The sequence below is a fragment of the Atlantibacter hermannii genome (assembly GCF_009907385.1).
Lineage (GTDB): Bacteria > Pseudomonadota > Gammaproteobacteria > Enterobacterales > Enterobacteriaceae > Atlantibacter > Atlantibacter hermannii_A.
In genome coordinates, this window is the sequence record NZ_JAAATR010000018.1 from 245825 (window position 1) to 260997 (window position 15173).

A 15173-nucleotide genomic window follows, 5' to 3' on the forward strand; every position below is an offset into this window, starting at 1 on the left:
ATGATGGAAAATTATAAACATAAAACGGTGCTGCTTGATGAGGCCGTTAATGGCCTGAATATTCGTCCTGATGGCATCTACATCGATGGCACATTTGGTCGCGGTGGCCACTCGCGTTTGATTTTGTCCCAGCTTGGGCCGGAAGGCAGGCTGATGGCGATCGATCGCGATCCTCAGGCTATTGAAGCCGCAAGCGCGATTGACGATCCGCGCTTTTCTATTGTGCATGGTCCGTTTTCTGCGCTGGCGGACTACGTGCGTGAACGCGATCTTCAGGGGAAGATCGACGGTATCCTTCTCGATCTTGGCGTTTCTTCACCGCAGCTTGACGACGCAGAGCGCGGTTTCTCCTTTATGCGCGACGGGCCGCTGGATATGCGGATGGACCCGACTCGCGGGCAATCCGCTGCCGAATGGCTACTCTCGGCAGAAGAGAGCGACATCACCTGGGTGCTGAAAGCCTACGGCGAAGAGCGTTTTGCGAAACGCATCGCGCGCGCCATCGTTGAACGCAACCGCGAACAGCCGATGACCCGTACCAAAGAATTAGCCGACGTGGTGGCCGCAGCGACCCCGGTAAAAGATAAATTTAAACACCCGGCGACCCGCACGTTTCAGGCGGTGCGTATTTGGGTGAACAGTGAACTCGAGGAGATCGAGCTGGCGCTAAAAGGCTCGCTTGACGTACTGGCTCCGGGAGGACGCCTTTCTGTCATCAGTTTCCACTCGCTGGAGGATCGGCTGGTCAAACGCTTTATGCGCGAGCAGAGCCGTGGCCCCCAGGTGCCCGCAGGGATCCCGATGACGGAAGCGCAACTCAGTAAACTGGGCGGTCGTCATTTACGAGCATTAGGCAAGTTAATGCCGGGCGAAGAAGAAGTGGCGGAAAACCCACGCGCCCGTAGTTCAGTGCTGCGTATAGCAGAAAGGACGAACGCATGATCGGCAGAGTGACGGAGACCCTCAGCAAAGTTACCGGATCGTTAGGAAGCAACGAGCGCCATGCCTTGCCTGGCGTGATCGGCAGCGATCTGTTGCGACACGGGAAACTGCCACTCTGCCTGTTCATTATGATTATCGTTACTGCGATTTTTGTGGTGACTACCGCTCACCATACCCGTCTACTGACGGCGCAGCGTGAGCAACTGGTGCTGGAGCGGGATGCGCTGGATATCGAATGGCGCAACCTGATCCTTGAAGAAAACGCGCTCGGCGACCACAGCCGGGTTGAGCGGATCGCTACTGAAAAGCTGCAATTGCAGCACGTCGATCCATCCCAGGAAAATATCGTGGTTCAGAAATAAGGATTTACAGCAGGCATGAGAGCAGCGGCAAAAACGCTTAAACCGAAACGCCAGGAAGAACAGGCCAACTTTATAGGTTGGCGTTTTGCGTTGCTCTGCGGGTGTATCTTGCTGGCGCTCTCTTTCCTGCTGGCGCGCGTGGCCTGGCTGCAAATTATTGCGCCCGATATGCTGGTGCGTCAGGGCGATATGCGCTCGCTGCGCGTTCAGGAAGTGGCGACGTCGCGCGGCCTGATTACCGATCGTTCCGGACGCCCGCTGGCGGTCAGCGTGCCGGTCAGGGCAGTATGGGCCGATCCCAAAGAGTTGCACGACGCGGGCGGCATTACGCTCGATAACCGCTGGAAAGCGCTTTCCGATGCCCTGAAGCTGCCGCTGGATCAGCTGGCGTCGCGCATTAACGCCAACCCGAAAGGGCGCTTTATCTACCTTGCTCGTCAGGTCAACCCGGACATTGGCGATTACATTAAAAAGCTCAAGCTGCCCGGTATTCATCTGCGCGATGAATCACGTCGTTATTACCCGTCGGGCGAAGTGACCGCTCACCTCATTGGTTTTACTAATGTGGATAGCCAGGGCATTGAAGGCGTTGAAAAAAGCTTCGATAAATGGCTAACCGGCCAGCCTGGCGAGCGTATTGTGCGTAAAGACCGCTATGGCCGCGTGATTGAAGACATCTCTTCTACCGACAGCCAGGCGGCGCATAACCTGGCGCTAAGCATTGATGAGCGCTTGCAGGCGCTGGTTTACCGCGAACTGAACAACGCTGTGGCGTTCAACAAAGCCGAATCGGGCAGTGCCGTGCTGGTGGACGTGAACACCGGCGAAGTGCTGGCCATGGCTAACAGCCCCTCATATAACCCGAATAATATCTCGGGCACGCCGAAAGACATTATGCGTAACCGCACCATCACTGACGTCTTCGAACCGGGTTCAACGGTGAAGCCGATGGTGGTGATGACGGCCCTGCAACGCGGCGTGGTCAATGAAAATACCGTACTGAATACTGTGCCGTACCGCATTAATGGTCATGAGATCAAAGACGTGGCGCGCTATAGCGAATTAACCCTGACCGGGGTGTTACAGAAGTCGAGTAACGTCGGTGTTTCAAAGCTGGCGTTAGCGATGCCGTCCTCAGCGTTAGTAGATACTTACTCACGTTTTGGGCTGGGTAAAGCGACCAATTTGGGGTTGGTCGGAGAACGCAGTGGCTTATATCCTCAAAAACAACGGTGGTCTGACATAGAGAGGGCCACCTTCTCTTTCGGCTACGGGCTAATGGTAACGCCGTTACAGTTAGCGCGAGTCTACGCAACAATTGGCAGCTACGGCATCTACCGTCCGCTGTCGATCACCAAAGTCGACCCGCCGGTTCCCGGCGAGCGTATCTTCAATGAATCAGTCGTGCGTACCGTCGTACATATGATGGAAAGCGTGGCGCTGCCTGGCGGCGGCGGCGTGAAAGCGGCGATCAAGGGTTACCGCATCGCCATCAAGACCGGTACGGCGAAAAAGGTTGGCCCGGACGGGCGCTATATCAACAAATACATTGCTTACACTGCGGGCGTCGCGCCAGCGAGCCATCCGCGTTTTGCGCTGGTGGTGGTCATCAACGACCCGCAGGCAGGTAAATATTACGGTGGTGCCGTATCTGCACCGGTGTTCGGAGCCATTATGGGCGGCGTATTACGCACCATGAATATCGAACCAGATGCCCTGGCGACGGGCGAAAAAAGTGAATTTGTAATCAATCAAGCAGAGGGAACAGGTGGCAGATCGTAATTTGCGCGACCTACTTGCGCCGTGGGTAACGGGTTTACCCGCGCGCGCGCTACGAGAAATGACGCTCGACAGCCGTGTGGCTGCCGCAGGCGATCTTTTTGTAGCCGTGGTCGGTCATCAGGCGGACGGGCGTCGGTTTATCCCGCAGGCGATAGCGCAAGGTGTAGCTGCCATTGTGGCGGAAGCGAAAGGCGAAGCCACTGACGGTGAAGTCCGTGAAATTCACGGCGTTCCGGTTATCTTTCTCGAACAGTTAAATGAACGGTTATCCGCGCTGGCGGGACGTTTTTATCATGAGCCGAGCCAGCAACTGCGCCTGGTCGGCGTGACGGGCACCAACGGCAAAACCACCACCACGCAATTACTGGCGCAGTGGAGCCAACTGCTGGGCGAAACCAGCGCTGTGATGGGCACTGTGGGCAATGGCCTGTTGGGTAAAGTCAGTCCGACGGAAAACACCACCGGTTCTGCGGTGGACGTGCAGCAAGTGCTGGGCGGCCTGGCGGACCAGGGCGCGACCTTCGCCGCCATGGAAGTCTCCTCCCATGGCCTGGTGCAGCATCGCGTCGCCGCGCTGACATTCGCGGCCTCGGTGTTTACTAATTTAAGCCGCGATCATCTGGATTATCACGGCGATATGGAGAGCTACGAAGCCGCGAAATGGCTGCTGTTTTCTTCGCATCACTACGGCCAGTCCATCATCAATGCCGATGACGACGTGGGCCGCCGCTGGCTGGCGAAATTGCCGGACGCCGTTGCGGTCTCGATGGAAGACAATATCAATCCGGCCTGCCGGGGCCGCTGGCTGAAAGCCAGCGAGGTGCGCTACCACGACAGCGGCGCGACGATCCGCTTCGATTCCTCCTGGGGCAACGGCGAAATTGAAAGCCGCCTGATGGGTGCATTTAACGTCAGTAACCTGTTACTGGCCTTAGGAACGCTCCTGGCGCTGGATTATCCGCTTCCGGCACTGATGGAAACCGCGTCCCGTCTGCAACCGGTGTGCGGCCGTATGGAAGTGTTCAGCGCGCCGAACAAGCCTACCGTGGTTGTGGATTACGCCCATACTCCTGATGCGCTGGAAAAAGCGTTGCAGGCCGCGCGGTTGCACTGCGCCGGTAAACTGTGGTGCGTCTTCGGCTGCGGCGGCGATCGCGATAAAGGCAAACGTCCGCTGATGGGCGCCATCGCCGAGCAGTTCGCCGATGTGGTTGTGGTCACCGATGACAACCCGCGTACCGAAGATCCTAAAGCGATCATCACCGATATTCTGTCGGGCATGCTGGATGCAGGCCGTGCGCGCGCTGTCGAAGGCCGCGCCGAAGCAGTGACCAACGCCATTATGCAGGCTAAAGAAAACGACGTGGTGCTGATCGCCGGTAAAGGTCATGAAGATTATCAAATCGTCGGCACTCGTCGGCTGGACTATTCGGATCGTATGACCGCTGCGCGTCTGTTGGGAGTGGTGGCATGATCCCGGTTTCTCTGGAAAAACTCGCCACGCTGCTGGGCGGCGAGTTACGGGGTGACGATTGCGTCATCGACGCGGTAACCACCGATACCCGCAAACTGACGCCGGGCTGCCTGTTTGTGGCGCTCAAAGGCGAGCGCTTCGACGCCCATGATTTTGCGCAAACCGCGCAGCAGGGTGGGGCAGGCGCGTTGCTGGTCAGTCGCCCGGTAGACGCGGCACTGCCGCAGATTATCGTCAACGACACGCGTCTCGCGTTCGGCGAACTGGCGGCGTGGGTGCGCTCGCAGGTTCCGGCGCGCATAGTGGCGTTAACCGGTTCCTCCGGTAAAACCTCCGTCAAAGAGATGACGGCGGCGATCCTCAGCGAATGCGGCAACACGCTTTTTACCGCAGGCAATCTAAATAATGACATTGGCGTGCCGATGACATTGCTGCGTCTGACGCCGGAGCATCAGTACGCGGTAATTGAGCTGGGCGCTAACCATCAGGGCGAGATCGCCTGGACCGTTGGCCTGACCCGCCCGGAAGCGGCGCTGGTGAATAATCTTGCCGCCGCGCATCTGGAAGGGTTTGGTTCGCTGGCGGGCGTGGCGAAAGCGAAAGGGGAGATTTTCTCCGGCCTGACCGCCGACGGCATCGCGATCCTGAACGCCGATAACAACGACTGGCTGAACTGGCAGGCGGTGATCGGCGATCGCAAAGTATGGCGTTTTTCACCGAACGCCGCCGGAAGCGATTTCAGCGCCACCAATATTCATATCACCAGCCACGGCACTGAGTTGACTCTTGTCACCCCTACCGGCGATGTGGATGTGCTGCTGCCTTTGCCGGGTCGCCACAATATCGCCAATGCCCTTGCGGCAAGCGCGCTGGCGACGGCGGTGGGCGCAAGCCATGACGCAATCAAAGCCGGGCTGGCGAAATTAAAAGCCGTGCCGGGCCGCCTGTTCCCGATCCAACTGGCTGAAAACCAGCTGCTGCTGGACGACAGCTATAACGCTAACGTCGGCTCGATGACCGCCGCTGCGCAGGTGCTAAGCGAAATGCCAGGCTACCGGGTGATGGTCGTGGGCGATATGGCGGAGTTAGGCGCAGAGTCCGACGCCTGCCATCGCGAAGTGGGTGAAGCGGCGAAAGCTGCCAATATCGACAAAGTGTTAAGCGTCGGCAAAGCCAGCGAAATTTTGAGCCAGGCCAGCGGCGTAGGCGAACATTACCAGGATAAAAAAGCCGTGATTGAACGCCTCAGGGCGCTACGCGCGGAACATACCATTATGACGATTTTAGTGAAGGGTTCACGCAGCTCTGCCATGGAAGAGGTGGTTCGCGCATTACAGGAGAACGCGACATGTTAGTTTGGCTGGCCGAGCATTTGGTCAAATATTATTCCGGCTTCAACGTCTTTTCCTATCTGACGTTTCGCGCCATTGTCAGCCTGCTGACCGCTCTGTTTATCTCTTTATGGATGGGGCCGCGCATGATTGCGCACCTGCAAAAATTGTCCTTCGGCCAGGTCGTGCGTAACGATGGCCCGGAGTCGCATTTCAGCAAACGCGGCACCCCGACCATGGGCGGGATTATGATCCTGACCTCCATCGTGGTTTCGGTGGTGCTGTGGGCCTATCCTTCTAATCCTTACGTCTGGTGCGTGCTGTTCGTGCTGGTAGGGTATGGCGCGGTGGGCTTTGTGGATGATTACCGCAAAGTGGTGCGTAAAGACACCAAAGGGCTGATCGCTCGCTGGAAGTATTTCTGGATGTCGGTGATCGCCCTGACCGTGGCGTTTGCCTTGTATATGGCAGGCAAAGACACGCCAGCTACCGAACTGGTAGTGCCGTTCTTTAAAGACGTCATGCCGCAGCTGGGCATCTTCTACGTGATTCTGGCCTATTTCGTGATTGTCGGCACCGGCAATGCAGTCAACCTTACTGACGGCCTGGACGGACTGGCGATTATGCCGACCGTGTTCGTGGCGGCGGGTTTTGCGCTGGTGGCCTGGGCGACCGGCAACATGAACTTCGCCAGCTATCTGCACATTCCTTATTTACGGCATGCCGGCGAACTGGTGATTGTCTGTACGGCAATTGTCGGTGCGGGGCTCGGCTTCCTGTGGTTCAACACCTATCCGGCGCAGGTCTTTATGGGCGACGTCGGCTCTCTGGCACTGGGCGGCGCGCTGGGCATTATCGCGGTACTGCTGCGCCAGGAGTTCCTGCTGGTGATCATGGGCGGCGTGTTTGTCGTTGAAACCCTGTCGGTGATCCTGCAGGTTGGATCGTTCAAGCTGCGCGGACAACGTATTTTCCGCATGGCCCCGATTCACCATCACTATGAACTGAAAGGCTGGCCGGAGCCGCGCGTGATTGTGCGCTTCTGGATTATTTCGCTGATGCTGGTGCTGATTGGCCTGGCGACGCTGAAGGTACGTTAATCATGGCAGATTATCAGGGTAAGCAAGTCGTCATCATTGGTCTCGGATTAACCGGGCTTTCCTGCGTGGACTTTTTCCTGGCACGCGGCGTGACGCCGCGCGTAATGGATACCCGCCAGGCACTGCCGGGCCTTGATAATCTTCCTGAAACCGTCGAACGCCATCTGGGCTCGTTAAACGACGAGTGGCTGCTGAATGCGGATCTGATCATCGCCAGCCCAGGTATGGCGCTGGCGCATCCGTCACTCAGCGCAGCCGCGGACGCAGGCGTCGAAATCATTGGCGATATCGAACTGTTCTGCCGTGAAGCGCAGGCCCCCATTGTTGCTATCACCGGTTCGAACGGCAAAAGTACTGTCACCACTCTGGTGGGTGAAATGGCGAAAGCGGCGGGCGTCAGCGTCGGCGTGGGCGGCAATATTGGCCTGCCAGCGCTGATGCTGCTGGATAATGAAAAAGAGCTGTATGTGCTCGAGCTTTCCAGCTTCCAGCTGGAGACGACCCATAGCCTGCGCGCCAAAGCCGCCACGGTACTGAATGTGACGGAAGATCATATGGATCGCTATCCCTTCGGCCTTCAGCAATACCGCGCTGCCAAACTCAAGATTTATGAAAACGCCGATGTTTGTGTGGTGAACGCCGACGACGCGCTGACCATGCCGGTGCGCGGAGCGGATGAGCGTTGCGTGAGCTTTGGCATCGACGTGGGGGATTACCATCTAAACCATCAGCAGGGCGACACCTGGCTGCGGGTGAAGGGCGAGAAGATCCTGAACGCGAAAGAGATAAAAATCGTTGGTCGTCACAACTATACCAACGCCCTGGCGGCGCTGGCCTTAGCCGATGCCGTAGGCCTGCCGCGCTCCAGCAGCCTGAAAGCGCTGACTACCTTTACCGGGCTGGCGCACCGCTTCCAGCTGGCTTACGACCATAACGGCGTGCGTTGGATCAACGATTCCAAAGCCACTAACGTCGGCAGCACCGAAGCGGCGCTCAATGGTTTGCATATCGACGGCACCCTGCACCTGTTGCTGGGCGGCGACGGTAAATCCGCTGACTTTTCTCCGCTCAACCGCTATTTGCAGGGCGATCGGATCCGTCTTTACTGTTTTGGCCGTGACGGCGCGGAGCTGGCGGCGCTACGTCCGGAAGTGGCGGAGCAAACCGCGACCATGGAAGACGCTATGCATATTATCGCCAGCAACGTGCAGCCAGGGGATATGGTGTTGCTGTCGCCCGCCTGCGCCAGCCTCGATCAGTTTAAAAACTTTGAGCAACGCGGCGATGAATTTACCCGCCTGGCGAAGGAGTTAGGCTGATGCGGTTGTCTCTTCCTCGCCTGCGCGTTCCACGCTTCCCGGGAGTCGGTATCCTGGCATGGCTGTTTGTGGCGCTGAAAGGCTGGGTAATGGGGTCCAGAGATAAAGACGCCAATAGCCTTGTGATGTATGACCGCACGCTGCTGTGGCTGACGCTGGGCCTGGCGGCGGTGGGCTTTATTATGGTGACCTCAGCGTCAATGCCCGTGGGGCAAAGGCTGGCGGACGATCCGTTCCTGTTCGCCAAGCGTGACGCGATCTATATCTTCCTGGCATTTATGCTGGCAATGGTCACGCTGCGAATGCCGATGGAAGTCTGGCAGCGCTACAGCGCCGCAATGCTTATCGCGTCTATCGTGATGCTGCTGATTGTACTGGTAGTGGGTAGCTCGGTTAACGGTGCGTCGCGCTGGATCGCCCTCGGCCCGCTGCGTATCCAGCCAGCGGAGTTTTCCAAGCTGTCGCTGTTTTGTTATCTGTCCAACTACCTGGTCCGCAAGGTTGATGAAGTCCGAAACAACCTGCGCGGATTCTTAAAACCGATGGGCGTGATCCTGGTGATGGCGGTGCTGCTGCTGGCCCAGCCTGACCTCGGTACGGTGGTGGTGCTGTTTGTTACTACCCTGGCGATGCTGTTCCTGGCGGGGGCTAAGCTCTGGCAGTTTATCGCCATTATCGGCATGGGGATCTCGGCGGTGGTGCTACTGATCCTCGCAGAGCCTTATCGTATCCGGCGTGTGACCTCCTTCTGGAACCCCTGGGAAGATCCGTTCGGTAGCGGCTACCAGTTAACGCAATCGCTGATGGCGTTTGGCCGCGGCGAACTGTGGGGGCAGGGATTAGGTAATTCGGTACAAAAACTGGAGTATCTGCCGGAAGCGCACACCGACTTCATCTTCTCCATCATCGGCGAAGAACTGGGGTATATCGGTGTAGTACTGGCCCTTTTGATGGTATTCTTCGTCGCTTTTCGCGCCATGTCGATTGGCCGACGCGCGCTGGAGATCGACCAACGTTTTTCCGGCTTCCTGGCGTGCTCTATCGGTATCTGGTTTAGCTTCCAGGCGCTGGTTAACGTTGGGGCGGCGGCGGGTATGTTGCCGACGAAAGGTCTGACGCTACCGCTGATCAGTTACGGCGGTTCCAGCTTAATCATTATGTCGACCGCGATCATGCTGTTGTTACGGATTGACTACGAAACGCGTCTGGAAAAGGCGCAGGCGTTTACAAGGAGTGCCCGATGAGCGGCCAGACGAAACGGTTAATGGTGATGGCAGGCGGGACCGGGGGGCATGTGTTCCCGGGGCTTGCGGTGGCGCACCATTTAATGGCTCAGGGCTGGCAGGTACGTTGGCTGGGAACGGCTGACCGGATGGAAGCAGATCTGGTGCCGCGTCATGGCATCGAGATCGATTTTATCCGCATCTCCGGGCTGCGCGGCAAGGGCGTGAAAGCGCTGCTGCTGGCGCCGATGCGTATTTTTAATGCCTGGCGGCAGGCGCGCGCCATTATGAAGCGCTATCGGCCGGACGTGGTATTGGGTATGGGCGGCTATGTTTCCGGGCCTGGCGGTCTGGCAGCCTGGTCGCTGGGCATTCCGGTGGTGCTGCATGAACAGAATGGGATTGCCGGGCTGACCAATAAATGGCTGGCGAAAATTGCCCGCAAAGTGATGCAAGCCTTCCCCGGCGCATTCCCCAATGCGGATGTGGTGGGCAACCCGGTACGCACCGATGTGCTGGCGTTGCCGGAGCCGGAACAGCGCCTGTCGGGCCGCGAAGGCCCGGTGCGGGTGTTAGTGGTGGGCGGGTCTCAGGGCGCGCGTATCCTCAACCAGACCATGCCGCAGGTGGCAGGGCGTCTGGGCGAGCGGATTACGCTCTGGCACCAGTGCGGTAAAGGCGCACTGAACGAGGTGCAGCAGGCTTACGCCGCAGCCGGTCAACCGCAGCATAAAGTGACCGAATTTATTGATGATATGGCGGCGGCCTATAGCTGGGCCGACGTGGTGGTATGCCGCTCCGGAGCGTTAACCGTGAGCGAACTCGCCGCAGCCGGCCTGCCCGCGCTATTTGTGCCTTTTCAGCATAAAGATCGCCAGCAGTACTGGAATGCGCTTCCCCTGGAGAAAGCCGGGGCAGCGAAGATTTTCGAACAGCCACAATTTACCGTCGACGCGGTGAGCGAAACGCTGGCGGGATGGGATCGTCCCACTCTGTTGGCGATGGCGAAGCGGGCGCGTGGTGCGGCCATTGTGGATGCTACCGAGCGGGTAGCTAATGAAGTACGCGCCGTTACACAGGCGTAATTCTTGCGGACAACCTTTGATCCGCGTGATGTTGAGATGTTAAGGCGTTGATGCCAAAGGCTTTAGAAGAATGAATACACAACAACTGGCGAAACTGCGTTCTATCGTGCCCGAGATGCGTCGTGTCCGGCACATTCATTTTGTCGGCATCGGCGGTGCTGGCATGGGCGGTATTGCCGAAGTGTTGGCAAATGAAGGGTATCAGATTAGCGGGTCCGACCTGGCGCCCAATCCGGTGACCCAGCAGTTGGCTGCTTTGGGCGCCACGATTTATTTCAACCATCGCCCGGAAAATGTCAGCGACGCCAGCGTGGTGGTGGTTTCCAGCGCGATTTCTGCGGATAACCCGGAAATCGTTGCCGCTCATGAAGCGCGTATCCCGGTGATCCGCCGCGCGGAAATGCTGGCGGAATTAATGCGTTTTCGTCACGGCATCGCCATTGCCGGGACGCACGGTAAAACAACGACAACAGCGATGGTGTCCAGCATTTACGCCGAAGCGGGGCTTGACCCGACGTTTGTCAACGGCGGACTGGTGAAAGCGGCAGGCGTGCACGCGCGTCTGGGGCACAGCCGCTATCTGATTGCCGAAGCGGATGAAAGCGACGCGTCGTTCCTGCATCTGCAGCCGATGGTTTCCATCGTGACCAACATCGAAGCCGACCATATGGATACCTACCAGGGCGACTTCGAGAATTTAAAGCAGACGTTTATTAACTTCCTGCACAACCTGCCGTTTTATGGCCGTGCGGTGATGTGTGTCGACGATCCGGTGATCCGCGAGCTGCTGCCGCGCGTCGGGCGTCAAACCACCACCTATGGCTTTAGCGACGATGCTGACGTACGCGTCGAGCAGTACGTCCAGCGTGGTGCCCAGGGCCATTTTATTATCGTGCGCCAGGATAAGCCGGAACTGCACGTCACGCTGAATGCGCCGGGGCGCCATAACGCGCTTAACGCCGCAGCGGCGGTGGCGGTGGCGACTGAAGAGGGCATTGAAGATGACGCCATCCTGCGCGCGCTGGAAAACTTCCAGGGCACAGGCCGACGTTTTGATTTCCTGGGCGAATTCCCGCTGGCCGCAGTGAACGAGAAATCGGGCACCGCGATGCTGGTAGATGACTATGGTCATCATCCGACGGAAGTGGACGCCACCATTAAAGCGGCGCGCGCGGGCTGGCCGGATAAAAATCTGGTGATGATCTTCCAGCCGCACCGTTATACCCGTACCCGCGATCTGTATGACGATTTCGCCAACGTGCTGTCTCAGGTCGACGCGCTGCTGATGCTGGATGTCTATTCCGCAGGCGAGGCGGCGATCCCTGGCGCGGATAGCCGCTCGCTATGTCGCACCATTCGCGGGCGCGGCAAAATCGACCCGATTCTGGTGTCTGAGCCGAAACAGGTCGCTGAAATGCTGGCGCCGGTATTAACCGGCAACGATTTAATTCTGGTGCAGGGTGCCGGGAACATCGGCAAGATTGCTCGCCACCTGGCTGAGGTGAAGTTGCAGCCGCAAACGCGTGAGGATGAGCAACATGGCTGAGAAAATTGCAGTACTGCTGGGCGGTTTTTCCGCCGAGCGTGAAGTGTCTTTGCAGTCCGGCGCCGCGGTGCTGAAAGGTCTGCGCGAAGGCGGCGTTGACGCGTATGCGGTCGATCCGCGCGACACGCCGGTCACGACGCTGAAAGAAGAAGGCTTCGATAAAGTGTTTATCGCCCTGCATGGCCGGGGCGGTGAAGACGGCACGTTGCAGGGGTTGCTGGAGTTTATGGATCTGCCCTACACCGGCAGCGGTGTGATGGCCTCGGCGATCACCATGGACAAACAGCGGACGAAATTGCTCTGGAAAGGTGCGGGCCTGCCGGTTGCGCCCTGGGTTGGGTTGACGCGTAAAGCGTTCAGCGCCGGGCTTGATAACGCTACACGTCAGGCGATTGCGGAATTAGGTTTGCCGTTAATCGTGAAGCCCAGCCGCGAGGGCTCCAGCGTAGGCATGTCGAAAGTCGACGCCTCTGAAAACCTTGATGCGGCGCTGGCTTTAGCGTTTGAACATGACGAAGAAGTGCTGGTTGAGAAGTGGCTGAGCGGCCCGGAATTTACGGTGGCGATCCTCGGTGAAGAAATTTTACCGTCGATTCGTATTCAACCCGCTGGAACCTTCTATGATTATGAGGCCAAGTATCTCTCTGATGATACACAATATTTCTGCCCGTCAGGTCTGGAAGCCGATCGTGAAAGCGCACTGAACGCGCTGGTGCTTGAGGCCTGGAATGCTCTGGGCTGCCAGGGCTGGGGACGTGTTGACGTGATGCTGGATAGCGATGGCGCGTTTTATTTGCTGGAAGTGAATACCGCGCCGGGAATGACCAGCCATAGCCTGGTGCCGATGGCGGCGCGTCAGGCGGGGCTGAGCTTCTCGCAGTTAGTTGTCCGTATTCTGGCATTGGCGGAGTGATATGTCGCAGGCGGCGCTAAACACCCGAAACCGTTCCGAGGAGGTTACATCCTCGAACCGCAATAATGGAACGCGACTTGCAGGCATGTTGTTTCTGCTGGCTGTGTTATGTACCGTGTTTTTTGGCGGTTGGGTGGTATTGGGCTGGATGGAAGATGCGCAGCGCCTTCCTTTATCAAAGCTGGTCGTGACCGGGGACCGTCACTACACGCGCAATGATGATATTCGTCAGTCGATTCTGGCCTTAGGTTCGCCAGGCACGTTTATGACCCAGGACGTGAATATCATCCAGCAGCAAATCGAACGCTTGCCCTGGATCAAGCAGGCGAGCGTTAGAAAGCAGTGGCCGGACGAATTGAAGATTCATCTGGTTGAATATGTGCCCATAGCACGTTGGAATGACCAGCACATGATTGACGCGCAGGGAAATGCGTTCAGCGTGCCGGCTTCGCGAACCAGCAAACAGATTTTACCGATGCTCTACGGCCCGGAAGGCAGTGAAAACGAAGTGCTTCAGGGCTATCGCGATATGGGACAAGTGCTGGCGAAGGACAGGTTCACGGTTAAGGAAGCGGCTATGACCGCTCGTCGCTCCTGGCAGTTGACGCTGACGAATGACATAAAGCTCAATCTGGGCAGAGGCGATACGATGAAACGTCTGGCGCGGTTTGTAGAACTTTACCCGGTTCTGCAACAGCAGTCGCAGGCTGACGCAAAACGAATCAGTTACGTCGATTTGCGCTACGACTCAGGCGCGGCGGTGGGTTGGATACCCGCGCCAGTTGAAGAACCTAATCAGCAACAGAATCAGGCACAGGCAGAACAACAATGATCAAGGCGACGGACAGAAAACTGGTAGTTGGACTAGAGATCGGGACCGCAAAGGTCGCCGCTTTAGTAGGGGAAGTTCTGCCCGATGGTATGGTCAATATTATTGGCGTCGGGAGTTGCCCCTCCCGTGGCATGGACAAAGGCGGGGTAAACGATCTGGAGTCAGTGGTGAAGTGCGTACAGCGCGCCATTGACCAGGCGGAACTGATGGCGGATTGCCAGATCTCTTCGGTGTATCTGGCGCTTTCGGGTAAGCACATCAGTTGCCAGAACGAAATCGGTATGGTGCCGATTTCCGAAGAGGAAGTGACGCAGGAAGATGTAGAAAACGTGGTCCACACCGCCAAATCGGTGCGTGTGCGCGACGAACACCGCGTTCTGCATGTTATTCCTCAGGAATATGCCATCGATTATCAGGAAGGCATTAAAAATCCGGTCGGGTTATCCGGTGTACGTATGCAGGCTAAGGTACATTTGATCACCTGCCACAACGATATGGCAAAAAACATTGTCAAAGCGGTTGAACGATGTGGCCTGAAAGTTGACCAACTCATTTTCGCAGGTCTTGCGGCGAGCTATTCGGTGCTGACTGAAGATGAACGTGAACTTGGCGTCTGTGTCGTGGATATCGGCGGTGGTACAATGGATATCGCCGTGTATACCGGCGGTGCGCTGCGTCATACCAAAGTGATCCCGTATGCCGGGAACGTGGTGACCAGTGATATCGCTTACGCCTTCGGTACGCCGCCGAGTGATGCCGAGGCGATTAAAGTGCGCCACGGCTGCGCGCTGGGATCGATTGTCGGCAAAGACGAAAGCGTCGAAGTACCGAGCGTGGGCGGACGCCCGCCGCGCAGTTTACAGCGCCAAACGCTTGCCGAGGTGATTGAGCCGCGTTATACCGAGTTGCTCAACCTCGTGAACGAAGAAATTTTGCAATTGCAGGAGCAGTTGCGTCAGCAAGGGGTGAAACACCATCTTGCGGCTGGCATCGTCTTAACCGGCGGCGCAGCACAAATTGAAGGCCTCGCCGCCTGTGCGCAACGCGTATTCCATACGCAGGTGCGTATCGGGCAGCCATTGAATATTACCGGTCTTACTGATTATGCTCAGGAGCCTTACTATTCGACGGCGGTAGGCCTGTTGCACTACGGGAAAGAAACCCATCTCAGTGGTGAAACGGAAACGGAAAAACGGACTTCAGTCGGCTCGTGGATTAAACGACTCAACGGTTGGCTACGAAAAGAGTTTTAATTTTAAAAGAG

The 15173-nt window shown here is 57.5% G+C and carries 13 protein-coding genes; all 13 read left to right on the forward strand.

Going from position 1 to position 15173, the window contains the following annotated elements; genetic code table 11:
* The 13 genes from rsmH to ftsA all read left to right on the forward strand — a co-directional run bounded on the left by rsmH (position 1) and on the right by ftsA (position 15162).
* On the forward strand, positions 1 to 942 hold the full coding sequence (gene rsmH, locus GV764_RS06345; RefSeq protein ID WP_161659416.1) for a 16S rRNA (cytosine(1402)-N(4))-methyltransferase RsmH: 942 nt from the start codon (positions 1 to 3) through the stop codon (positions 940 to 942).
* Positions 939 to 1304: a cell division protein FtsL gene (gene ftsL, locus GV764_RS06350; RefSeq protein ID WP_125293204.1), complete on the forward strand. Its 366-nt coding sequence runs from the start codon at positions 939 to 941 to the stop codon at positions 1302 to 1304. Before rsmH ends, ftsL begins: the two co-directional genes overlap by 4 nt.
* A gap of 15 nt (positions 1305 to 1319) precedes the next feature.
* Entirely contained in the window at positions 1320 to 3086 is a 1767-nt protein-coding gene (locus tag GV764_RS06355; RefSeq protein WP_125293205.1) for a peptidoglycan glycosyltransferase FtsI, read from the forward strand.
* A complete protein-coding gene (gene murE, locus GV764_RS06360) occupies positions 3073 to 4560 on the forward strand; it encodes a UDP-N-acetylmuramoyl-L-alanyl-D-glutamate--2,6-diaminopimelate ligase (RefSeq protein ID WP_161659417.1) in 1488 nt (495 codons plus the stop codon). Before GV764_RS06355 ends, murE begins: the two co-directional genes overlap by 14 nt.
* A complete protein-coding gene (gene murF, locus GV764_RS06365; RefSeq protein ID WP_161659418.1) occupies positions 4557 to 5915 on the forward strand; it encodes a UDP-N-acetylmuramoyl-tripeptide--D-alanyl-D-alanine ligase in 1359 nt (452 codons plus the stop codon). Before murE ends, murF begins: the two co-directional genes overlap by 4 nt.
* Entirely contained in the window at positions 5909 to 6991 is a 1083-nt protein-coding gene (gene mraY, locus GV764_RS06370) for a phospho-N-acetylmuramoyl-pentapeptide-transferase (protein WP_161659419.1), read from the forward strand. Before murF ends, mraY begins: the two co-directional genes overlap by 7 nt.
* A gap of 2 nt (positions 6992 to 6993) precedes the next feature.
* A complete protein-coding gene (gene murD, locus GV764_RS06375; RefSeq protein ID WP_161659420.1) occupies positions 6994 to 8310 on the forward strand; it encodes a UDP-N-acetylmuramoyl-L-alanine--D-glutamate ligase in 1317 nt (438 codons plus the stop codon).
* Complete coding sequence (gene ftsW, locus GV764_RS06380) at positions 8310 to 9554, forward strand: cell division protein FtsW (RefSeq protein WP_161659421.1); 1245 nt, start codon at positions 8310 to 8312, stop codon at positions 9552 to 9554. Before murD ends, ftsW begins: the two co-directional genes overlap by 1 nt.
* Positions 9551 to 10618 carry an undecaprenyldiphospho-muramoylpentapeptide beta-N-acetylglucosaminyltransferase gene (gene murG / locus GV764_RS06385; protein ID WP_161659422.1) on the forward strand — a complete coding sequence of 356 codons (1068 nt, stop codon included), beginning with the start codon at positions 9551 to 9553 and terminating at the stop codon, positions 10616 to 10618. Before ftsW ends, murG begins: the two co-directional genes overlap by 4 nt.
* Positions 10619 to 10688: 70 nt before the next feature.
* Positions 10689 to 12164 carry a UDP-N-acetylmuramate--L-alanine ligase gene (gene murC, locus GV764_RS06390; RefSeq protein ID WP_161659423.1) on the forward strand — a complete coding sequence of 492 codons (1476 nt, stop codon included), beginning with the start codon at positions 10689 to 10691 and terminating at the stop codon, positions 12162 to 12164.
* Entirely contained in the window at positions 12157 to 13077 is a 921-nt protein-coding gene (locus GV764_RS06395; RefSeq protein ID WP_161659424.1) for a D-alanine--D-alanine ligase, read from the forward strand. Before murC ends, GV764_RS06395 begins: the two co-directional genes overlap by 8 nt.
* Position 13078: 1 nt before the next feature.
* A complete protein-coding gene (gene ftsQ, locus GV764_RS06400) occupies positions 13079 to 13909 on the forward strand; it encodes a cell division protein FtsQ (protein ID WP_161659425.1) in 831 nt (276 codons plus the stop codon).
* Entirely contained in the window at positions 13906 to 15162 is a 1257-nt protein-coding gene (gene ftsA / locus GV764_RS06405) for a cell division protein FtsA (protein ID WP_002434382.1), read from the forward strand. The genes ftsQ and ftsA overlap by 4 nt, the downstream gene beginning before the upstream one ends.
* Positions 15163 to 15173 lie beyond the last annotated feature (11 nt).